Here is a 19,962-nt window from a genome sequence, read left to right as displayed (position 1 = left end):
CGGAGGGGGCGCGGCACCAGCCTATGCCTTGCTGTGGGAGAAGAGTTTCAGGACCGGGACGCCGACCTTGTGCCTGGCCCGGGAGGCCCAGTCCCGGTGGAAGAACTCCTCCACGTAGTGGGGGTCGGTCAGGACGATCACCTCGTCGGCCCCGGTCTCCATGACGAGGTCCTTCAGCTCGTCCAGCGGGTGGTCCTCGATCAGCCGTCCGTCGGCCTGTGCCCCGGAGGCGTGCAGGGCCGTGAGGGACACCTCCAGCGCCCGTTCCCCGACACTCTGCGCCTCCCGGCCCTCCGGTGTCTCCCCCTCCCGTACGGCGTCGTCGAGCTCGCCGAGCGCGACGTCGTCGATGGCCCGCAGCAGCCGGTCGGCCTGATCGCCGCGCGGCTGGAGCAGTACGTGGAAGGCGACCTGCTCGTCCCCGTGCAAGGTGGTGACGAACTCCACGTCGGCGGACGTCAGGGCCTTCTCGATCATCAAAACGCTTGTGAACACCAGGCGCCCCTTCTCCTTCGGGGGCCCGTGGGCCCACCCTCCGTAGGCCGTACCGGACCCTGCGGAAACCATCCTGCCCCGCCATCGCACGGGTACTGCCGGATTCAGTGTGCCCGGCGCGGACTAAACGGAACGGAAGATTCCGCTGATTCCCGGATGTGCGGTAACGACCGAACCCCTGTCCGGTCGTCGCCGCCCCTCGTGCCCGGGATCGTCCTAGTCACGCCGGTAACGGCTGAAGAGGAAACCTTCCTCCTCCAGCAGGGACACCAGTGCGAACCGCTGCGGGACCTCGACCGCCGGCCCGCCCGCGATCCGCTGCGCGTCCCCCGCGGTCAGCATCGGGGAGACGGTCAGGCACAGCTCGTCGAGCACACCGGCCGTGACGAACTGGCCCAGCAGCCGTGGACCGCCCTCGGTCAGCAGCCGGGTGTGCCCGAGCTCGGCGAGCGCCGTGAGCGCACGGGCCGGGTCCACGCCGACGCCGTCACCGGCGATCACCACCCGGGCCCCGGCCCGCTCGGCGGCCGCGATCCGGTCCGGGGCCGCGGCGGCTCCGGTCAGGATCAGGGTGGGCACGGCCGGGGAGGTGTACAGCGGCAGGGAGAAGTCCAGCTCCAGACTCGCGCTGACCACCGCGACCGCCGGCACGGGTGCCTGGCCGGCCGCCCGCCGCGCCTCGGCGAAGTCCGCCCGCGCGCGTGCCGGGCGGTACCCCTCCTGGCGTACGGTCTCGGCGCCGGCGATCACCACGTCCGCCAGGGCGCGCAGGGTGCCGAAGACCCGCATGTCGGCCGCGCTGGAGATGGGCTGGGAGCGGCCGTCGTGCTGGGCGGCGCCGTCGAGGGTGGAGACCATGTTGGCCCGCAGCCACGTGCGACGCCGCCCGTCCGGCTCGGGGTAGGCGTAGGCGGCGGCCAGCTCGGCCGGGCTCCACTCCCGGTCGGTCCCGCCGGAGTCCGGGCCGGCTGTCGGGTCGGTCGCAGGGGGCACGGGGAACAGGCGTCGCATGTGGTGCAGTGTTCCACGCGCCCGACCCGCCAACCGCGCAGGCCGGCGCCCCGCCCACCGGCCCGGACCGCGCCGACGGCACCCGGACCGTGCCGGGGCCGCGACCGGTGCACGGTCCGCGCCCCGAGGACGCCCGAGGACCGGTGACGTGCCGCCTCACCCGGGACCGAGGGCGGCACGATCCACCGGGCCGACACCCGAACGGCCTGCCACCGCTTCCCGGAACCCTGACCGGCGGCGCTCCGCGCCATGCCTCGCCGGGACCGAGACAGAGGACAGCCCCCGGCCCGCGCGGCCTCCGGAACGGGGACGCCCGCGCGGGCGCAGCACGCCACCCCGCCCGGACACATCCCCACCGAAACCCCGCAGCCGCGGGCAGACCCGCACCCACCGGCCAACGCCCCCCCGGCCCAGAACGAGACCACCCGATCCCGACCGCGCCAGGCACCCGGACAGCCCCGCCCACGACCGCGCCCGAAGCCCACACCGGGCGCAGCACGCCACCCCGCCCGCGACCGCGCCCGAACACACACCCGCCGAAACCCCCCGGCCGCGGGCAGACCCGCACCCACCGGCCAACGCCCCCCCGGCCCAGAACGAGACCACCCGATCCCGACCGCACCGGGCACCCGGACAGCCCCGCCCACGACCGCGCCCGAAGCCCACACCGGGCGCAGCACGCCACCCCGCCCGCGACCGCGCCCGAACGCATCCCCGCCGAAACCCCGCAGCCGCAGGCGAAGCCGCACCCACCGGCCGACGCCGCCCGGCCCGGAACGAGGCCACCCGATCCCGGCCGCGCCGGGCACCCGACGGTCCCGCCCGCGTCCGTGCCCGGGGCGCACGAACGTGCTCGCGTGCGGACGACGACGAGGCTCCGCCGGACAGGCTCTACCATTGAGCACCGTGTCGTCCTCCTCCCCCGCCTCCAGCCCCGCCCCGATATCGGGGACGGCTCCGGGTCCGCTCTCCCTGTACGCCCGTGAGCCCCACGTCCCCGCGGACCGTCTGGTCGCCGAGATGGTGCCCCCGCCGCGTTTCGACTCGGTGCGCTTCAGCACGTACGTCCCGGATCCGAACCAGCCCAGCCAGAGCGAGGCCGTGCGGGTCCTGGAGGGCTTCGCGAGCGGACTGGGCGAGGCCCCCGGCGCCGCGTCCGGCGGCAGGCGCGGGTTCTTCGGGTTCGGCCGCGGCAAGGCGCCGAAGACCCCGGCCGGACCCCGCGGCGTGTATCTCGACGGCGGCTACGGCGTCGGCAAGACGCACCTGCTGGCCTCCCTGTGGCACGCCACCCCCGCCGAGCCCTCCCGCAAGGCCTTCGGCACCTTCGTGGAGCTGACCAACCTCGTCGGCGCCCTCGGCTTCCAGCAGACCGTGCAGACCCTCTCCGGGCACCGCCTCCTGTGCATCGACGAGTTCGAACTCGACGACCCCGGCGACACCGTCCTCGTCTCCAGCCTGCTCGCCCGGCTCGTGGAGGCGGGCGTGGCGCTCGCCGCCACCTCCAACACGCTGCCCGGCAAGCTCGGCGAGGGCCGCTTCGCCGCGGCCGACTTCCTGCGCGAGATCCAGGGCCTGTCCGCCCACTTCCGCGCCCTGCGCATCGACGGCGAGGACTACCGCCACCGCGGGCTGCCCGAGGCCCCGGCGCCGTACTCCGACGAGCAGGTCACCCGTGCCGCGCAGGCCACCGAGGGAGCGTCCCTGGACGACTTCCCCGCCCTCCTCGACCACCTCGCCCGCATGCACCCCAGCCGCTACGGCGCCCTGACCGACGGCCTCACCGCCGTGTGCCTCACCGGGGTGCGCCCGGTGCAGGACCAGTCGACGGCGCTGCGCCTCGTGGTGCTCGCGGACCGGCTCTACGACCGCGAGGTGCCCGTCCTGGCCTCCGGGCTGCCCTTCGACCGGCTCTTCGGCGAGGAGATGCTGAAGGGCGGGTACCGCAAGAAGTACTTCCGGGCGATCTCCCGGCTGACCGCGCTGGCCCGGGACGCGGCACGGCTCGTCGAGACCCTCTGACGGCGCCCCGGCACAGGCCCGGCGGCGGGCCTGTCGTGACAGTAGGATCGACAGCCCCGCACGCCAGGCCGAGGCCGACCGTGAGCGGCGCGCCCGGGTGATCGACGCCGACGCCGAGCTGCAGGCGTCGAAGGTGCTCGCGGAAGCGGCCCGGGAGATGTCCGAGACGCCCGCGGCCCTGCAACTGCGGCTGCTCCAGACGGTCGTGGCGGTGGCCGCCGAGAAGAACTCCACCCTCGTGCTGCCCTTCCCGGTGGAGCTGCTGCGCTTCCTGGAGAAGGCGCAGGACCACCCGGTCGAGCGGTGACACGAGCTACACGCGTGGTTCCCGGGGCTCCTGGCAGGTGATAGACACAGCGGGGTCACAGTCCTGTCCGCCAGCAGGAAGGTCACCCCCATGTCCATGTCCAGCCACTCGGCGACTCGACGCCAGGTGCTCGCCCGTACCGGAGCCCTGGGCGCGGGCATCGCCTTCACCGGCGCCCTCTCCGAACTCTTCGCCGGCACCGCCGCCGCCCAGCCCGTGGGCCGCACCGGCTACGGCCCCCTCGTCCCCGACCCCGACGGCCTGCTCGACCTGCCCAGGGGGTTCCGCTACCGGGTGCTGTCCCGCGAGGGCGACGAGCTGCGCTCCGGCGAGGGCAAGGTGCCGTCCAACCACGACGGCATGTCGGCCTTCCCGGGCAGGCACGGCCACACCCGCCTCGTCCGCAACCACGAGAACCGCGCCGACGGCCGCGTCCCCGTCCCCACCGTCAAGGGCCTGACGTACGACCCGGAGGGCAAGGGCGGCTGTACGGCGCTGGAGCTGGACTCCCGCAACCACGTGCTGTCCGAGCGGGTCGCCATCGCCGGCACGGCCGTCAACTGCGCGGGCGGGCACACTCCCTGGAACACCTGGCTGACCTGCGAGGAGACCGAGGACAGGGCCGGCACCAACGGCTACACCAAGGACCACGGCTTCATCTTCGAGGTCGATCCGGCCGACCCGCACCGCACCGGCGCGGTGCCGCTGACCGCGATGGGCCGCTTCCAGCACGAGGCGATCGCCGTGGATCCCCGGCGCGGGGTCGTCTACGAGACGGAGGACGCCTTCGAACGGCCGTTCGGCCTGTTCTACCGGTTCCTGCCCGAGAAGCCGCTGGGCGGCCGGGGCTCGCTGCGGGCGGGCGGCAGACTCCAGGCGATGCGCGTGCCCGGCGTACCCGACCTCTCCTCGATCCAGGAGACGGGCGCCACCTTCGACCGCATCGAGTGGGTGGACGTACCCGACCCGCTGGCGGACGGGACGCCCATCCGCTTCCAGGACTTCGGCCGGGGCGGCATCACCCACGCGCAGAAGCTGGAGGGCTGCTACTGGGGCGGGAGCAGCGTGTACTTCGTGTCGTCGTTCGCCCACAGCTCCGAGGGCTCGGCCGCCGACCACTACGGGCAGATCTGGCGCTACGACCCCGAGCGGCGCCGGCTCACCCTGGTGATCGTCTTCGGCCCGGACACCGACGTGCGGTTGCCGGGCGAGTCCCCGGACAACATCTGCCTGGCGCCCAGCGGCGGCCTCATGGTCTGCGAGGACGGCAACGGCGCCCAGCACGTCTTCGGCCTCACCCGGCGCGGCGAGGTGTACGCCATGGCCCGCGGCGCCCAGAACATCGGGACGCCGGAGGAGCCGGAGTGGGGTGAGTTCGCCGGCGTCACCTTCTCCCCCGACGGCGACACGATGTACGTCAACTGCTACACGCCCGGCACCACCTTCGCGGTCACCGGCCCCTGGCGCGGGTAGCGGCGGGGCACGGGCGGGGCCCGCCGCCCGGTCACTGAAGCCGCGGCCCCGGGGTACTCGGGCCGCATGACTGAGAACGTGCAGGTCAACGGCTCGTACTGGCTTCAGACGGCACCGGGCGGCGCGCCCCGCCCCGCGCTCGCCGAGGATCTCGACGTCGACGTCGCCGTGATCGGCGCCGGAGTCGCGGGGCTCAGCACGGCCTGGGAGCTGGTGCGGGCCGGGCGCAGCGTCGCGGTGCTGGAGGCCGGACGGGCCGCCGGCGGAGTCACCGGGTACACCAGCGCCAAGCTGACCGTCCTGCACACCCTGGTCTACGACAGGCTGCGTCGCACCCGCGGCCCCGAGGGCGCCCGGCTGTACGCCCGCTCGCAGTCCGAGGCGATCGAGCGCGCCGCCGGGATCGTCGCCGAGCTGGGCGTCGACTGCGAGTGGGAGACGCGCGACGCGTACACGTATGTGCGCGACCCGGGCCGCGTCGACGAGGTGCGGGCCGAGGCGGCCGCCGCGAAGGAGGCCGGGCTGCCGGCGTCCTTCGTGACGGAGACCGGGCTGCCGTTCCCGGTGGCGGGCGCCGTGAAGGTGACCGGACAGGCCCAGTTCCATCCCGTCAAGTACCTGCGGGCCCTCGCCGCGGACCTGGAGGCGCACGGCGGGCGGATCTTCGAGGACACCACCGTGCAGGGCCTGGACGAGGGCGAGCCGTGCCGGGTGAGGACGGCGGCGGGGGCGACGGTGACCGCCCGGGACGTCGTGGTCGCCACGCACTACCCGGTCTTCGACCGTGCCCTGCTCTTCGCCCGCCTCTCCCCGCGCCGCGAGCTGGTCGTCGCCGGGACCATCGAGGCGGACCGCGACGTCGACGGCATGTACATCACGCCGGAGGAGAACACCCGCTCGGTGCGTACGGCGCCCCTGGACGAGGCGGGCCGCCGCCTGCTCGTCGTCACCGGGGAGCACTTCACCCCCGGCACGGGCGACACCCGCGAGCGCTTCGAGACCCTGGCCGCCTGGGCGGACGAGCACTTCCCCGGCGTCGACCGCACCCACGCCTGGGCCACGCAGGACATCGACCCCACCGACACCGTGCCGATGGCCGGCCCGCTGCACCCGGGCGCCCACCACACCTACGTCGCGACCGGCTTCGGCGGCTGGGGGCTGAGCGGCGGCATGATGGCGGGCCGGCTGCTGACCGCGCAGATCACCGGCGAGGAGTGCGCGTGGAGCGGGCTGTACGACCCGCGCCGGCTGCGTACGGCGGTGCGCGAGGCGCCTGCGCTGCTCAAGACGCAGGCCGAGGTGGCCCGGCACTTCGTCGGCGACCGGCTCCGCCCCACCCCGCCGGTCGAGGCGCTGCCGCCGGGCGAGGGCGCGGTGGTCCGGGCGGGCGGCGACCGGCTCGCGGTCTACCGGGACGAGGAGGGCACCCTGCACGCCGTCTCGCCGCGCTGCACCCACCTGGGCTGCCTGGTCGACTTCAACGCGGCCGAGCGAGCCTGGGAGTGCCCCTGCCACGGCTCCCGCTTCGACACGGACGGCAAGGTGATCGAGGGCCCGGCTACGAAGCCCCTGGAGCAGCGGGACATCTGACCCGGTCGCCCTGCGCCGGGCGGGTGACCGGGGCGGCACGTCAGCCCGCATAGTCATACAAACCGACCATCTCACTCCTACGTTCGTACGGTGATCACTCTCGTACGACGCGCGACCGCGTTCTGTGTTCTGGGCGCCGCCCTCACCGCCTGCGGAACCACCGGCACCGGGCAGACACCCCGTCCGGCACCCTCGGCCCCCGCCCCGTCCTCCTCCCCCTCCCCCTCGCCGTCCCGGACGCCCACCCTCGCCCCCGGCCCGGCGGGCCTCACGCCCGTCTTCGAGCACGGTCCCCGCACGGACGGCACGAAGGACGGCAAGACGGTCGCCCTCACCTTCGACGCCGACATGACCGCCGACGAGGGGCCGCGGGCGGCGTCGGGCGAACGGTTCGACAACCCGCAGCTGATCTCGACGCTGCGGAAGCTGAAGGTGCCGGCCACGGTGTTCATGACCGGCCGCTGGGCCGAGGAGTACCCGGACCAGGCCCGCTCCATCGGCCGGGACCCGCGGTTCGAGATCGCCAACCACTCCTACAGCCACTACGCCTACACCGACGACTGCTACGGCCTGCCGACGGTGTCCAAGGACCGCATGCGCGCGGACCTGGAGCGGGCGTACACGGCGTTCGAGAAGGCCGGAGTGCCGAATCCGATGCCGTACTTCCGCTTCCCCGGCGGCTGTTACGACAAGGCGGCCCTCAAGGAGCTGTCGGCCACCGGTGTCACCGCCGTGCAGTGGGACGTGGTCAGCGGGGACGCGTTCGCGACGGACGCCGACGCGGTGACCCGGCAGGTCCTCGACGGGGTGCGGCCGGGATCGGTCGTCGTCATGCACTGCACGCGCAGCGCCGCCCCGGTGACCGAGCAGGTGGTGCGGGCGGTCGTGCCCGAGCTGCGCCGCCAGGGCTACCGCTTCGTGAAGGTCTCGGACCTGGTCGCCGCCGCCGGCGGGCGCGGCTGACGGGACTACCCTGGAGACATGAGCAGCGATCACGACCAGGACCCGGACGGCCCCGGCTGCGAGCCCGGCGGCTACTGCCTGATCGACGCTTCCCGGCCGCCCAGGGCCGACGGCCCGCCGTACGCGGAGTGCGTCGTGTGCCGGGAGCCGACGGAGTACCCGGAGTCGTACAAGGGGATCACGCTCTGCCCGGTCTGCGAGTGGCAGGAGGCCCAGCGCACCGCCTGCTCAGGCTGACGGCCTGCGCGAGCTGAGCGCACAGGCCACGGCGACGGCGGCCGCGGCGACGGCCGCCGCCCCGCCCAGCGGCAGCAACGGCGACGGGACCGCACCCGACTTCGACCCGGCGACCAGCCCGCCGACCGCCGCCCGGGCCGGGGAGCCCGACGCCATCAGCGCCGCCGGCGCCGCCAGCAGCAGCGCGGGCACCGCGCGGCCGGGCGAGCGCAGCACCGGCCAGGCGGTGAGCGCGCCGACGGCGGTGCCGAGCAGGGCGCACACCAGCGCGGCGAGCAGCCCCGCGCCGGCCGCCGGGAGCGGGGGCACGCGCGGGCCGTGACCGGCACCGGCCGGGTCGCTGATCAGCGTCACGACGACGGTCGCCGCCGCGCCGAGGACGCCCGCGACGGCCAGCGCCACGAGTACGCAGGCCAGATGGGCCCGCGCGGGCCCGCGGGCAGCCGACACGCACACCCGCGCGGCGGGCGGCTCACCGGTGACGCAGATCCGGACCAGCCAGGCCGCGACCGGCAGCAGTGCGGCCGCCGCCCAGCCCAGCGAGTCCAGCACCGGCTGCCCGCCCTGCACCCCGATGCCGAGGACTGCGGCGTACAGGACGACGGGCGGCAGCCAGCGCTGGGAACGCAGCAGGAGTGCGGCCTGATAGTGCAGGAGAGCGGTCATCGGGGGTCCTCGGGGGCGTGCACGCTCACTACGTGCCAGGGCGGCCGGGCGGTCAGCAGCGTGCGCAGCAGGACGTCGGAGTGCGAGGCGGGGACGGCGAGCGTGAGGGACCCGGGGCCGGTCTCCTGCGCCGAGGCGGCGACCCGGTGCACGTCGGCGGGCAGGGCGGCGCCGGGCGGCCCCTGCACCCGGACGACGACCCGCGGCCCGGCCGGAACCGGGGCGGGTCCGGTACGGCGGTGCAGGCTGCCGTCGCGGACGGTGTACACGGCGTCGGGCGCGCCGGCGAGGCGGCGCGGATCGTGGTCGACGAAGACCACGGCGCCGCCCGCCGCCGTGCGCTCGGCGACCGCCCGTTCCAACTCCTCCCGCGCGTCCGCGTCGAGCCCGGTCCACGCCTCGTCGAGGACCAGCAGTTCCGGCTCGGCGAGCAGCGCCTGTGCCACCGCCACCTTCTGGCTGGTGCCCTTGGACAGCCGGGAGAGCGGTGTGTCGGCGTACCCGGCGGCCCCCAGCCGCTCCAGCCACCGCCCCGCCGCCCGGGCCGCCACCCTGCGGGACAGCCCGTGGACGGTGCCGAGGTGGGTGAGGTACCGGGCGGCAGTGAACGGCAGGGCGGAGGGGAAGCGTTCGGGGACGTAGGCGGTGCGGGGGCGGCCGGTGACCCTGCCCTCGGTGGGGGCGTCGATCCCGGCGAGCAGGCGCAGCAGGGTCGACTTGCCGGTGCCGTTGGCGCCCTCGACGCGGACGAGGGTGCCGGGCGGCACGCCGAGGCCGACGCCGCGCAGCACCCAGGGGCCGCGGACGCCGTAGCGGCGTCCCACGCCGTCCAGCCGGAGCTCGCGTTGCATGGGGCCATACTCTCGCGGGCGGGCGGCCGGGCGGCCCGGGGCGGGCGACTTGGCAGACTGTAGGGCGTGAGCAACGACCCGACGACGCCCGTCCCCGCCACCGTCCCCGCCCCCGACAGTCCCTTCCGCCCCGAGCCCGGCGACCGCGACCTCGCACCGCAGTTCGTACTCCCGCTCGTCGTGCGCATCGAGCGGGCGGCGCCGCCGCCCCGTACCGACGCGCTGGAGACCGCGGCCCGGGCGGTGCTGGTGATGCTCGGCGACGAGCGGTCCACCGGTGACGGAGAGTGGGCGCGGGCGGTGCGGGACTGGCAGGACGCGCGTATCCGCAAGGTCGTGCGGCGGGCCCGCGGCGCGGAGTGGCGGCGGGCCGGGGCGCTGCCCGGCATCACGGTCACCGGCAGGACCGCCGAGGTGCGGGTCTTCCCGCCGGTCCCGCTGGACGGCTGGCCGAAGGACCTGGCCCGCCTCCAGGTCTCCGGCACCGACCTCGACGACCCCGAGCCGCCGGTCGACGCCGGCCCGGCCGCGCCGGTGCTCTGGATGAACCCCGGCCTGGACATGTCGGCGGGCAAGGCGATGGCCCAGGCCGGACACGGTGCGCAGCTCGCCTGGTGGGAGCTGTCGGACGACGAGCGGACGGCGTGGCGCGACGCGGGCTTCCCGCTGTCGGTGCGCACCGCGGACCCGGCCCGCTGGCCCGGTCTCACCACCGGCGGCCTGCCGGTGGTGCGCGACGCCGGCTTCACGGAGATCGCGCCGGGCTCGTGCACGGTGGTGGCGGACCATCCGGCACTGCGGCGGGAGATCCGGTAGGTCCCGCGCGGCCGGGCGCGGGCCGTACGGAAGCTCAAATCCTGCTCTGAAGTCGCCCGTACCGGATTCGGCCCGGATCCGGCGGGCGATAACCCCCGACATGTGCGCGGGGAAGGGGGACGCGATCATGCGGGAAATGGCGCGACTGGGCACCGGCGTCGGATGGCGGCCGGAGATCGCCGACGTCGTCGAGCGGATGCCCGGCATCGACTGGGTCGAGGCCGTGGCCGAGAACCTGTGTCCGGGACATCTGCCCGATTCGCTGCTGCGGCTGCGCGAGCGCGGGGTGACCGTCGTGCCGCACGGGGTCTCGCTCGGGCTCGGGGGCGCGGACCGGCCGGACGCGGGGCGGCTCGCGGCGCTGGCCGGGCGGGCGGAGGTCCTGGGGTCGCCGCTGGTCACCGAGCACATCGCGTTCGTCCGCGCGGGCGGGGCGCTGACCGCCTCGCAGTCGCTGGAGGCGGGGCACCTGCTGCCCGTGCCGCGCACCCGTGACGCGCTGGACGTGCTGTGCGAGAACGTGCGCGTCGCGCAGGACGCGCTGCCCGTGCCGCTCGCCGTGGAGAACATCGCCGCGCTCGTCGCCTGGCCGGACGAGGAGCTGACGGAGGGGCAGTTCCTGTACGAGCTGGCCGACCGGACCGGGGTGCGGCTGCTGATCGACGTGGCGAACCTGCACACCAACCACGTCAACCTCGGCGCGGACCCGGCCGAGGCGCTCGCCGAACTGCCTCTGGAGGCCATCGCCTACGTCCATGTCGCGGGCGGTTTCGAGCGGGACGGCGTCTGGCACGACAGCCACGCCCACCCCGTTCCGCGGCCGGTGCTGGACATCCTGACCGACCTCGCCTCGCGTGTCGCACCGCCGGGCGTGCTGCTGGAGCGGGACGAGAACTTCCCCGACGGCGACGAGTTGCGCGGTGAGGTGGAGGCGATCCGCACCGCCGTCGCGAAGGGGCGGGCGGGGAGTACGGCAGCCGTCGGGACCGGGTCGGCGGCGCGCACCTCGGGCGTCGGGCCCGGGTCCCGGTCCAGTTCCGGTCCCGGGTCCGGGTCCGGTTCCGGTTCCGGTTCCGGCGACGCCGTACGGCAGCGGCTCGGGCTGGCGCAGGCCGCGCTGCTGTCCGCGCTGGTCGCGGGGACGCCGGTGCCCGAGGGATTCGACCGGGTGCGGCTGGGGGTGCAGGCACGGGCGCTCGCCGGGAAGCGGGCCGACGTGGTCGGGAAGGTCGCGCCCGAGTTGCCGGTGATCCTGGGCGCGCGGTACCGGCCTGCCTTCCTCGCCTACGCGCAGGGCTCCCCGATGACCGGCGGCTACCGGCGGGACGCCCTCGGCTTCGTCGAGCACGTGCTGCGGACGGCGCCGGGGGACGCGGACCCGGCCGTGCTGCGGGAGTTGCGGGAGTGGTGGCTGGACCGGTCGGGGCCGGTGCCCCGCTCCAGGCGTCCCGGGGCCCGTCTGGCCCGTGCGACCAGGCGCGTTCTGCTGCGCCGCTGAACCGGGACGGCGTCGGGGGACAGCACCGAACGGAACGTCACATACCCACGACACTGCGTCCCGGAATGTGAACAGGGCATGGCGCCGGCGCAGGCCTTTGGCATAGAAGTACGGCATGTTCTGGGTCCTTTTCCTCCTGTCGGCCTGGGTCGTCGCGGGCCTCGCGTGTCTGCGGCTGTGCCTGGCCGCCGTGCGCGCGGCGGACGTCGGCCCGCGCGCCGCGGCTCCCGCGCACACGCTGACGCTGTACGAGGCGGCGTTCCTGTCCGGCGGCCCGCGGCGGGTGGCCGACCTGACCCTCGTCTCGATGGCGCGCCAGCGGCGGCTGCTGCTCGCGCACACCGGCTGGGCGACGGTCGTGGACCCCGACGGCCGGGACGACATGGAGCGGTCGGTCATAGGGGCGATAGGGCCCCAGGGACAGTCCCGGATAGCGCCGGTGCGGGCCGCCGCGGCCGCCGCCGACGCGGTACGGAGCCTGGCCGACCGGCTGGTCGGAGCGGGCCTCGCGGTACCCGACGGCGGCACCGGCGGTGTCGCGGCCGGGGTGCGGCGGGTGCGGGTCGCCGCGGTGACCGTGTGCGCGCTCGGCCTGGTCGCCCTGGCGCTGCCGCTGCCCGCCACCGAGCCGCGGCTGCTCATCGCCCTCTGGTTCGCGCTGCCGCTCGCCCTGACGCTCGGGTGCCTCGCCATCACGCGCATGGAGATCCACCCGTACGCCCGCTGGGCCTCTCCGGCCGGGCAACGGCTGGTCGGTGCCCTCGTCCGGCAGGCCGACGGCACGGCGGACGACCGGACCTTCCTCACCTCGGTCGCCGTGCGGGGCGTCCACGCGATCGGCGAGCCGGACCTGCGTGCGGCCTTCGCCCACCGCGAGAAGTACGCCGGCGACCACTGGGAGCGCCGGGCCTGACGCGCCGGGGGCGTACGGGGGCACTCGGCGCCGACACCCGCCGGCGGTGCTTGCCCCGCACGGCCGCCGCACCAAACATCCCTTGTGTCACACCGTGCACCGAAGGGATACGCGATGCGAGCTGCCGCCCTCTACTCGGCCGCCGGGTCCTTGCTGCTGAGCACCCTCGCCGCCGCCCCGGCCCAGGCGCTGCCCGCGGCAGGACCCGGGTCCGCCGAGGCGCACGGTACCGCCGTGGCCGCCCGGCGTGCGGCGGCGGCCGGGATCGAGTTCGGGGCGTGCCCGAAGGCGGAGGAGCTGCCGGGCGCCATGCGCTGCGGCACGGTCTCCGTGCCCCTGGACTACGCCCACCCCGACGGGAAGCGGATCGAGCTCACCGTCAGCCGGGTGCGGGCCACCCACAAGGACCCGGACGACGCCGGGCGCGAGGTCCCCGGACAGGGCGCCCTCCTCTACAACCCGGGCGGACCCGGCGCCTCCGGGCTGTACTTCCCGCTGGTCGGCATGGTGCCCGAGTGGAAGCGGCTCGCCGCCGCCTACGACCTCGTCGGCTACGCCCCGCGCGGTGTCGCGCCCTCCGCGCCGCTGTCCTGCCAGGACCCCGGCGACTTCTTCAAGGGCCCGCGGCCCGCCCCGACGCAGCCCTCGGCCGCGTACAAGAGGCAGCGCGCCGCCGAGGCCGAGGCGTACGCGCGCGACTGCGCGGAACGGGGCGGGGACGCCCTGCGGCACTACCACTCCCTCAACAACGCCCGGGACCTGGAGGTCGTCCGCGCCGCGCTGGGCGAGCGGCGGCTCACCTTCATGGGCGCGTCGTACGGCACCTACCTCGGCGCGCTGTACGCCGAGCTGTTCCCCTCGCACGTACGGCGGATGGTGTTCGACGCGGTGGTGGATCCGGACCCCGAGCAGGTCTGGTACCGCAACAACCTGGAGCAGTCGGAGGCGTTCGAGGACCGCTGGGACGACTTCAAGGAGTGGGTCGCCGAGCACGACGACGTGTACGGGCTCGGGGACCGGCCGCGGAAGGTGCAGGACGCCTACGAGGAGGCGAGCGCGCGGCTGGCGGCGGAGCCGGCGGGCGGGACGGTGGGCCCCGCGCAGTTGCAGGGGGCGTTCCTGAAGGCCGGGTACTACGACGACTACTGGCCGCACCGGGCCGAGGCGCTGTCGGCGTATCTGAAGGGTGACCCGCAGCCGCTGATCGACCAGGCGGGCACGCGGACCGAGGAGGGCGCGGTCCAGTCGGAGAACTCCAACGCCGTGTACACGGCCGTCGAGTGCAACGACGCGCCCTGGCCGGCCGACTTCGAGGTCTGGGACCGGGACAACACCCGGCTGGCCCGCCGGGCGCCCTTCGAGACCTGGGACAACGTGTGGACCAACCTGCCGTGCGCCTACTGGCGGGCGCCCCGGCAGAAGCCGCTCGACGTGCGCACCGCACCGGGTGAGCTGCCGCCGACGCTGATCCTGGCCGCCGAACGGGACGCGGCGACCCCGTACGAGGGCGCGCTGGAGCTGCGGCGGCGGCTGTCGGGCTCGGTACTGGTGACCGAGCGGGACTCGGGGACGCACGGCATCGCGGGCGGGCCGAACGCCTGCGTCAACGAACACCTGGAGGCGTACCTGCTGGACGGCCGCCTCCCGGCGCGGGACACGTCGTGCGCCCCGCGCCCGGAACCGAAGCCGAGGGCCTGACGGATCAGGCGGGATCGACCGGGCCGTCGACTAGGCGAGCCCGGCGACCAGCTCGCCGAGGTCCTTGCGGCGCCCGGTGAAGAACGGGATCTCCTCGCGGACGTGGCGGCGGGCCTCGGAGCCGCGCAGGTGGCGCATGAGGTCGACGATGCGGTGCAGCTCGTCGGCCTCGAAGGCGAGGATCCACTCGTAGTCGCCCAGCGAGAACGAAGCGACCGTGTTGGCGCGCACGTCCGGGTAGCCGCGGGCCATCTTGCCGTGGTCGGCGAGCATGCGGCGGCGGTCCTCGTCGGGCAGCAGGTACCAGTCGTAGGAGCGCACGAACGGGTAGACGCTGATGTAGTTGCGCGGCGTCTCGTCGGCCAGGAAGGCCGGGATGTGCGAGCGGTTGAACTCGGCGGGGCGGTGCAGCGCCATGTTCGACCAGACCGGCTCCAGCGCACGGCCGAGCTTCGTGCGGCGGAAGAGATTGTACGCCTCCTGGAGCTGGTCGGCGGTCTCGGCGTGCCACCAGATCATCAGGTCGGCGTCGGCGCGGAGACCGGAGAGGTCGTAGGTGCCGCGGATCGTCACGTCCTTCGCGGCGAGCTGGTCGAACAGCTCCTGGACCTCGTCGGCGTACCCGGCGCGGTCCTCGGGGAGGGTGTCCTTGAGCTTGAAGACGGACCAGAGGGTGTAGCGGATGACCTCGTTGAGGTCCTTGGCCAGCTTGCCCTTGTTCGGGATCCGCTCGGCGGCGGGGGTGGAGGCGTCGTCACTCATGGCCCTATTCTCCCGCTCCGCCGTGCGGACTCTGCACCGGGTGGGCCGTGAGCTGCTGCACACCGCCGAGGTCGCCCCGGATCCGGTCGACGGCCGCGTAGGCGCTCGCGATGCTCGCCGGGATGCCGACGCCGTCGTACGCCGCACCGCACACCGCGAGGCCGGGGAGCTCCGCGACGTGTTCGCGGGCGCGGGCCACGCGCGCGTGGTGGCCGACGGGGTACTGCGGCAGGCCGTCCCGCCAGCGGGTGACGCGGGTGGCGACCGGCGCGGCGGTCAGGCCGGTGGCCTCGCCCAGGTCGTGCCGGGAGACGTCGACGAGGCCCGCGTCGTCGCGGCCGAGGATCTCCGTGTCGCCGTACCGGCCCACCGAGGTGCGCAGGACGACCAGGTCCGGGTCCTCGTCGGCGATCCAGCCCCACTTGCAGGAGGCGAAGGTGGACGCCTTGATGGTGTGTCCGTCGACCGGCGGCACGAGGAAGCCGCTGCCCTCGGGGAGCTCGGCGGCGTCCGAGCGGCGGTAGGCGAGGGTGATCAGGGCCATCGAGGCGTACTCGACGGCGGACAGCTCGGCCGCGGCGGCGGGCGCCTCGGCGCGCAGCAGCTGGGCGGCGGGCCCGGCCGGGACGGCGACGACGACCGCGCCGGCGTGCAGCACCCGGTCGCCGGCGACGATCCGCCAGCCGTCGGACGCGGTGCGGCGCAGCTCGGTGACGGGCGCGCGGGTGACGATCTCACCACCGAGCGCGCGGACGGAGTCGGCGACGGCGGGCGGGAGGGTGCCGATGCCGCCCTCGATGCCCATGAACACCGGGCCGCTCGGAGGGGAGGTGGCCGCGCGGCCCTGGAGGGCGCGGACCGCCTCGGTGAGGGAGGTGTGGGTGCGGGCGGCCTCGAAGAGCTGCGGCACGGCGGAGCGCAGGGAGATGCGGTAGGCGTCGCCCGCGTAGACGCCGCCCAGCAGAGGCTCCACGAGCCGGTCGACGACCTCGCGGCCCAGGCGCGCGGCGACGTACTCCCCCACGGCCACGTCGTCGCCGACCTCGGTGCGGGGCAGTTCGGCGTCGCGCTCGATGCGGGCGAGGCCCTTCTCGGAGAGCACGCCGGACAGGGCGGCGGCGGTGCCGGGGACGCCCATGACGTGGCCCTTGGGCATGGGGCGCAGGGCGCCGCGGGTCCACAGGGAGGCCGTCGCGGTGGACGGCGGCTGGAGGCGGTCGGCGAGCCCGGCGGCGCGGGCCAGGCCGACGGCCTCGGGGCGGCGGGCCAGCATCGACTCGGCGCCGAGGTCGACGCGTACGCCGGCGATCTCGCCGGGCAGCAGCTTGCCGCCGACCCGGTCGGACGCCTCCAGGACGGTCACCCGGGCGCCGCCCTCCAGCAGGCGGTGGGCGGCAGCCAGTCCGGCGATGCCGGCTCCTACGACGACTACGTGTCCGGGTCCCTGTTCCGGGGGGAACTCGCCCGCTGAGGTCTCGCTTGCGCTCATGACCCCAGCGTCTCAGACCCCGCCGGCGCCTCTCCGGGGCCGGGTGGCCCCGGCCCCGGGCCCACAGGTCCCGCGCAATCCGTGCGGGCCCCGCGCAATCGGTGCGGCCGTGCGGCCGCCTCCGGCCCGCGAGTCCGGACCGTGATCTCTTCGGAACCGTTCCGCGCCGTCGTACGCGGCCCCTCGCGCGTCGTAGAGACATCAGTTGCCACAACCCCGGGGGGACCCACGATGCAGGCACGACGACGACAGGCGACAGGACGACCGGCGGCCCGGAGGTCCGCTCCACCCGCCCGTGCCCTGGCCGGCCTGCTGCTGGTCACGGCGCTCGCCCTCACCGGCTGCAACGCCTCGGACGGGGGCTCAGACGCGGGCGGCAAGGCGGCCGCGCCGCAGAGGGACTCGCAGGCGGAGGGTTCGAAGGCGGAGGGCTCGCAGGCCGACGGCAAGCCCGGCGCGGCCGGTGAGGCAGGTGAGGCCGGGGCCGACGGCGCCGGCGCGAGCGCGCCGCCGAAGATCGCCCCGGCGCACATCATCCGCACCGTCTCCCTGAGCGTCCAGGTCAAGGACACGTCGAAGGCGCTCGACGCGGCCCGCACCGCGACCGAGAACGCCGGCGGTTACGTCGGTGACGAGAACACCACCCGGGACACGGAGGGCCACGAACAGACCCAGGTGACGCTGCGGGTGCCGGTGGAGCGTTACGAGGACGTCCTCGACAAACTGGAGGGCGCCGGGAAGCTGCTCCAGCGCAACGCGACCGCCGAGGACGTCACCGACCAGGTGGTCGACGTGGAAAGCCGCGTGAAGTCCCAGCGCGCCAGTGTGGCCCGGGTGCGCGAGCTGATGGACCGGGCGACGGAGCTGGACGACGTGGTGACCCTGGAGGGCGAGCTGAGCACCCGTCAGGCGGAGCTTGAGGCGCTGCTCGCCCGGCAGGCCTCCCTGAAGGACCGCACGAGCCTGGCCACCGTCACCCTCTCCCTGACCGAGACGCCGGCGAAGCCGGCCGAGAAGAAGGAGGAGGAGGACGGGGACCCGGGCTTCACGGACGCCCTGGCCGGCGGCTGGAACGCCTTCGTGACGATGCTGCGCTGGGTGGCGGTGGTGCTCGGCGCGCTGCTGCCGTTCGCCGCGGTGGCGGCGCTGCTCGGGCTGCTGTGGCTGCGGGTCGTACGCCCCCGGCTGCCGCGTCGCCGGACCCCGGCCCCTGCACCGGTGCCGGCACCGGCACCGGCACCGGCAACCGCGACGCCGCGTGCGACGACGGCACACGGCGAGCAGGGCGGCGGGCAGGACTGAAAAGCCCCGCCCACGTAGCGTGTTCGCATGAGCATGAGCATGAGCGAGGGCGCCGCGGGCGGTACGAGGGAACGGCTGGTCGTCGTCGGCGGCGACGCCGCGGGGATGTCCGCGGCGTCGCAGGCGCGCCGGCTGAAGGGCCCGGACGAGCTGGAGATCGTGGCGTTCGAACGCGGTCACTTCAGCTCGTTCTCGGCGTGCGGTATCCCGTACTGGGTCGGCGGCGACGTCACCGAGCGGGAGGCGCTGATCGCGCGCACGCCCGAGGAGCACCGCGCCCGGGACATCGACCTCAGGATGCGCACCGAGGTCACGGAGATCGACGTGGCCGGCGGGCGGGTACGCGCGCGTGACGTCGATTCCGGGGCGGAGTCCTGGACGTCGTACGACAAGCTCGTGCTCGGGACCGGGGCGCGGCCGATCCGGCCCGAGCTGCCGGGCATCGACGCGCCCGGCGTGCACGGGGTGCAGACACTGGACGACGGGCAGGCCCTGCTCGACACGCTGGCACGCACGCGTGGCCGTCGCGCGGTGGTCGTCGGCGCCGGGTACATCGGCGTGGAGATGGCCGAGGCGCTGATCAACCGCGGCTACGAGGTGACGGTCGTCAACCGCGGCCGGGAGCCGATGTCGACGCTCGATCCCGACATGGGCCGCATGGTGCGCACGGCCATGGAGGGTCTCGGCATCACCATGGTGAACGGCGCCGAGGTCACCGAGGTGCTGACCGGGGACGACGGCCGGGTCGCGGCGGTGGCCACCCGGGACGCCGAGTTCCCGGCGGACGTGGTGGTGCTCGGCGTCGGTGTGCGTCCCGAGACGGGGCTCGCCCGGGCCGCGGGGCTGCCGCTCGGCGCGCACGGCGGGCTGCTGACCGACCTGGCGATGCGGGTGCGCGGCCACGAGAACATCTGGGCGGGCGGCGACTGCGTGGAGGTGCTCGACCTGGTCTCCGGTCAGGAGCGGCACATTCCGCTGGGCACGCACGCCAACAAGCACGGGCAGGTCATCGGCACCAACGTGGGCGGCGGCTACGCCACGTTCCCGGGTGTGGTCGGCACGGCGGTCAGCAAGGTGTGCGACCTGGAGATCGCGCGGACCGGTCTCAGGGAGAAGGACGCGCTGCGGGCGGGGCTGCGGTTCGTGACGGCGACCATCGAGTCCACCAGCCGCGCGGGCTACTACCCGAACGCCTCCCCCATGACGGTGAAGATGCTGGCGGAGCGGCGCACCGGGCGGCTGCTCGGCGTGCAGATCGTCGGCCGTGAGGGCGCGGGCAAGCGGGTCGACATCGCCGCGGTGGCCCTCACGGCCGGAATGACGGTCGAACAGATGACGGCCCTGGACCTCGGTTACGCGCCGCCCTTCTCCCCCGTGTGGGACCCGGTGCTGGTGGCCGCCCGCAAGACGGTGCGGGCGGTCGAGCAGCGGGGCTGAGGGGGGCGCCGGGCCGCTGGTGCACGGGCCGGGCCCTACGCCGTCCCGTTGATGCGGTCGATGGCTTGGCGCGCCTGCTCGGCCGGGGGTCTGGCCGGCAGGGAGGACACCGAGGCCGGAGCGGTCGCCGGCACCGGGGCGCCCACCGCTGGCGGCTGCTCACCGGCCGGCCGGGCGTGCGTCGCGGACCGCGTGGAGCGCAGCCGGTGGCTCACCGCCTCGTCCAGTGTCACCGGCCGCTGTGTCTGCGCGGCCAGCCGCCCCGCCTCCTGGCCGAGGCGGGCGACGTCCTCCCAGGGCAGCCGAAGCACGAGGGCGACCTCGGCCTCGCCGTCGGGCAGGGCGTGCAGCGCCGGAGCCGGTGTGACCCGTTCGTTCATCGCCTGTTCCTCACGTCGTCCCCGCGCCCCGCCTTCCCCGGGAAACGGGCGG

General features: G+C 75.0%; 18 protein-coding genes and 1 pseudogene. 12 read left to right on the top strand and 7 right to left on the bottom strand.

The features are described 5' to 3' along the window. Window positions 1–21: 21 nt before the first annotated feature. Both ACIQFU_RS25545 and ACIQFU_RS25540 read right to left on the bottom strand, forming a co-directional pair. On the bottom strand, window positions 22–495 hold the full coding sequence (locus ACIQFU_RS25545; RefSeq protein WP_402554490.1) for an indole-3-glycerol phosphate synthase: 474 nt from the start codon (window positions 493–495) through the stop codon (window positions 22–24). A gap of 216 nt (window positions 496–711) precedes the next feature. Further along, on the bottom strand, window positions 712–1,506 hold the full coding sequence (locus ACIQFU_RS25540) for a pyrimidine reductase family protein (protein ID WP_402554489.1): 795 nt from the start codon (window positions 1,504–1,506) through the stop codon (window positions 712–714). A 906-nt stretch (window positions 1,507–2,412) separates the two neighbouring features. Between ACIQFU_RS25540 and zapE the strand changes: the two genes are divergently transcribed. The 6 genes and pseudogenes from zapE to ACIQFU_RS25510 all read left to right on the top strand — a co-directional run bounded on the left by zapE (window position 2,413) and on the right by ACIQFU_RS25510 (window position 8,098). Further along, entirely contained in the window at window positions 2,413–3,528 is a 1,116-nt protein-coding gene (zapE, locus tag ACIQFU_RS25535; RefSeq protein WP_402554488.1) for a cell division protein ZapE, read from the top strand. Between the two features lie 52 nt (window positions 3,529–3,580). Continuing rightward, window positions 3,581–3,835, top strand: a pseudogene (locus tag ACIQFU_RS25530) (slipin family protein); the annotation flags it as partial. 90 nt (window positions 3,836–3,925) lie between these two features. Then, window positions 3,926–5,308, top strand: a complete 1,383-nt coding sequence (locus ACIQFU_RS25525) for a PhoX family protein (protein ID WP_402554487.1) — start codon at window positions 3,926–3,928, stop codon at window positions 5,306–5,308. 66 nt (window positions 5,309–5,374) lie between these two features. Further along, window positions 5,375–6,898 (top strand): FAD-dependent oxidoreductase, encoded by a 1,524-nt coding sequence (locus tag ACIQFU_RS25520; protein ID WP_402554486.1) that lies wholly within the window; start codon window positions 5,375–5,377, stop codon window positions 6,896–6,898. A 90-nt stretch (window positions 6,899–6,988) separates the two neighbouring features. Continuing rightward, window positions 6,989–7,861: a polysaccharide deacetylase family protein gene (locus ACIQFU_RS25515; protein ID WP_402554485.1), complete on the top strand. Its 873-nt coding sequence runs from the start codon at window positions 6,989–6,991 to the stop codon at window positions 7,859–7,861. A gap of 18 nt (window positions 7,862–7,879) precedes the next feature. Then, window positions 7,880–8,098, top strand: coding sequence for a hypothetical protein (locus ACIQFU_RS25510; RefSeq protein WP_402554484.1), 219 nt, complete (start codon window positions 7,880–7,882; stop codon window positions 8,096–8,098). Here the strand turns inward: ACIQFU_RS25510 and ACIQFU_RS25505 are convergent. Both ACIQFU_RS25505 and ACIQFU_RS25500 read right to left on the bottom strand, forming a co-directional pair. After that, window positions 8,090–8,764 carry an ABC transporter gene (locus ACIQFU_RS25505; RefSeq protein ID WP_402554483.1) on the bottom strand — a complete coding sequence of 225 codons (675 nt, stop codon included), beginning with the start codon at window positions 8,762–8,764 and terminating at the stop codon, window positions 8,090–8,092. The two genes, ACIQFU_RS25510 and ACIQFU_RS25505, sit on opposite strands and share 9 nt — an antisense overlap. Continuing rightward, window positions 8,761–9,615 (bottom strand): ATP-binding cassette domain-containing protein, encoded by an 855-nt coding sequence (locus tag ACIQFU_RS25500; RefSeq protein WP_402554482.1) that lies wholly within the window; start codon window positions 9,613–9,615, stop codon window positions 8,761–8,763. The genes ACIQFU_RS25505 and ACIQFU_RS25500 overlap by 4 nt, the downstream gene beginning before the upstream one ends. A gap of 66 nt (window positions 9,616–9,681) precedes the next feature. Here ACIQFU_RS25500 and ACIQFU_RS25495 point away from each other — a divergent pair, with 66 nt between their 5' ends. The 4 genes from ACIQFU_RS25495 (at window position 9,682) to ACIQFU_RS25480 (ending at window position 14,540) form a co-directional block, all read left to right on the top strand. Beyond that, complete coding sequence (locus ACIQFU_RS25495) at window positions 9,682–10,431, top strand: peptidyl-tRNA hydrolase (RefSeq protein WP_402554481.1); 750 nt, start codon at window positions 9,682–9,684, stop codon at window positions 10,429–10,431. A 136-nt stretch (window positions 10,432–10,567) separates the two neighbouring features. Further along, window positions 10,568–11,929 (top strand): DUF692 domain-containing protein, encoded by a 1,362-nt coding sequence (locus ACIQFU_RS25490; protein WP_402554480.1) that lies wholly within the window; start codon window positions 10,568–10,570, stop codon window positions 11,927–11,929. 115 nt (window positions 11,930–12,044) lie between these two features. Continuing rightward, window positions 12,045–12,842 (top strand): TIGR04222 domain-containing membrane protein, encoded by a 798-nt coding sequence (locus tag ACIQFU_RS25485; RefSeq protein WP_402554479.1) that lies wholly within the window; start codon window positions 12,045–12,047, stop codon window positions 12,840–12,842. A gap of 114 nt (window positions 12,843–12,956) precedes the next feature. Then, window positions 12,957–14,540, top strand: a complete 1,584-nt coding sequence (locus tag ACIQFU_RS25480) for an alpha/beta hydrolase (protein WP_402554478.1) — start codon at window positions 12,957–12,959, stop codon at window positions 14,538–14,540. 30 nt (window positions 14,541–14,570) lie between these two features. Here the strand turns inward: ACIQFU_RS25480 and hemQ are convergent, their stop codons facing one another. Together hemQ and hemG are read right to left on the bottom strand one after the other, a co-directional pair. Then, window positions 14,571–15,302, bottom strand: a complete 732-nt coding sequence (gene hemQ, locus ACIQFU_RS25475) for a hydrogen peroxide-dependent heme synthase (RefSeq protein WP_402554477.1) — start codon at window positions 15,300–15,302, stop codon at window positions 14,571–14,573. 4 nt (window positions 15,303–15,306) lie between these two features. Beyond that, window positions 15,307–16,791 carry a protoporphyrinogen oxidase gene (gene hemG, locus ACIQFU_RS25470; RefSeq protein ID WP_402554476.1) on the bottom strand — a complete coding sequence of 495 codons (1,485 nt, stop codon included), beginning with the start codon at window positions 16,789–16,791 and terminating at the stop codon, window positions 15,307–15,309. Between the two features lie 231 nt (window positions 16,792–17,022). Here hemG and ACIQFU_RS25465 point away from each other — a divergent pair, with 231 nt between their 5' ends. Next, the gene (locus tag ACIQFU_RS25465; protein ID WP_402554475.1) at window positions 17,023–18,093 is read left to right on the top strand and encodes a DUF4349 domain-containing protein; all 1,071 of its coding nucleotides are present in this window, start codon (window positions 17,023–17,025) and stop codon (window positions 18,091–18,093) included. 33 nt (window positions 18,094–18,126) lie between these two features. Next, window positions 18,127–19,530 carry an FAD-dependent oxidoreductase gene (locus ACIQFU_RS25460; RefSeq protein WP_402554621.1) on the top strand — a complete coding sequence of 468 codons (1,404 nt, stop codon included), beginning with the start codon at window positions 18,127–18,129 and terminating at the stop codon, window positions 19,528–19,530. A gap of 35 nt (window positions 19,531–19,565) precedes the next feature. Here the strand turns inward: ACIQFU_RS25460 and ACIQFU_RS25455 are convergent, their stop codons facing one another. Continuing rightward, the gene (locus tag ACIQFU_RS25455) at window positions 19,566–19,910 is read right to left on the bottom strand and encodes a hypothetical protein (protein WP_402554474.1); all 345 of its coding nucleotides are present in this window, start codon (window positions 19,908–19,910) and stop codon (window positions 19,566–19,568) included. Window positions 19,911–19,962: the final 52 nt, after the last annotated feature.

The sequence above is a fragment of the Streptomyces sp. NPDC093065 genome (genome assembly GCF_044754585.1).
Classification (GTDB): Bacteria; Actinomycetota; Actinomycetes; order Streptomycetales; family Streptomycetaceae; genus Streptomyces.
Note: the sequence above shows the minus strand (reverse complement) of the source record. Positions and strands in the feature narration are given on the sequence as shown.

Excerpts from the sequence above, each read along its gene's own strand:
- ACIQFU_RS25465 (WP_402554475.1), top strand. The coding sequence starts at position 17,023 with ATGCAGGCACGACGACGACAGGCGACAGGACGACCGGCGGCCCGGAGG.
- ACIQFU_RS25480 (WP_402554478.1), top strand. The coding sequence starts at position 12,957 with ATGCGAGCTGCCGCCCTCTACTCGGCCGCCGGGTCCTTGCTGCTGAGC.
- ACIQFU_RS25525 (WP_402554487.1), top strand. The coding sequence starts at position 3,926 with ATGTCCATGTCCAGCCACTCGGCGACTCGACGCCAGGTGCTCGCCCGT.
- ACIQFU_RS25485 (WP_402554479.1), top strand. The coding sequence starts at position 12,045 with ATGTTCTGGGTCCTTTTCCTCCTGTCGGCCTGGGTCGTCGCGGGCCTC.
- ACIQFU_RS25540 (WP_402554489.1), bottom strand. The coding sequence starts at position 1,506 with ATGCGACGCCTGTTCCCCGTGCCCCCTGCGACCGACCCGACAGCCGGC.
- ACIQFU_RS25500 (WP_402554482.1), bottom strand. The coding sequence starts at position 9,615 with ATGCAACGCGAGCTCCGGCTGGACGGCGTGGGACGCCGCTACGGCGTC.
- ACIQFU_RS25505 (WP_402554483.1), bottom strand. The coding sequence starts at position 8,764 with ATGACCGCTCTCCTGCACTATCAGGCCGCACTCCTGCTGCGTTCCCAG.
- ACIQFU_RS25520 (WP_402554486.1), top strand. The coding sequence starts at position 5,375 with ATGACTGAGAACGTGCAGGTCAACGGCTCGTACTGGCTTCAGACGGCA.
- hemQ (WP_402554477.1), bottom strand. The coding sequence starts at position 15,302 with ATGAGTGACGACGCCTCCACCCCCGCCGCCGAGCGGATCCCGAACAAG.
- ACIQFU_RS25460 (WP_402554621.1), top strand. The coding sequence starts at position 18,127 with ATGAGCATGAGCGAGGGCGCCGCGGGCGGTACGAGGGAACGGCTGGTC.
- ACIQFU_RS25490 (WP_402554480.1), top strand. The coding sequence starts at position 10,568 with ATGGCGCGACTGGGCACCGGCGTCGGATGGCGGCCGGAGATCGCCGAC.
- hemG (WP_402554476.1), bottom strand. The coding sequence starts at position 16,791 with ATGAGCGCAAGCGAGACCTCAGCGGGCGAGTTCCCCCCGGAACAGGGA.
- ACIQFU_RS25455 (WP_402554474.1), bottom strand. The coding sequence starts at position 19,910 with ATGAACGAACGGGTCACACCGGCTCCGGCGCTGCACGCCCTGCCCGAC.
- ACIQFU_RS25510 (WP_402554484.1), top strand. The coding sequence starts at position 7,880 with ATGAGCAGCGATCACGACCAGGACCCGGACGGCCCCGGCTGCGAGCCC.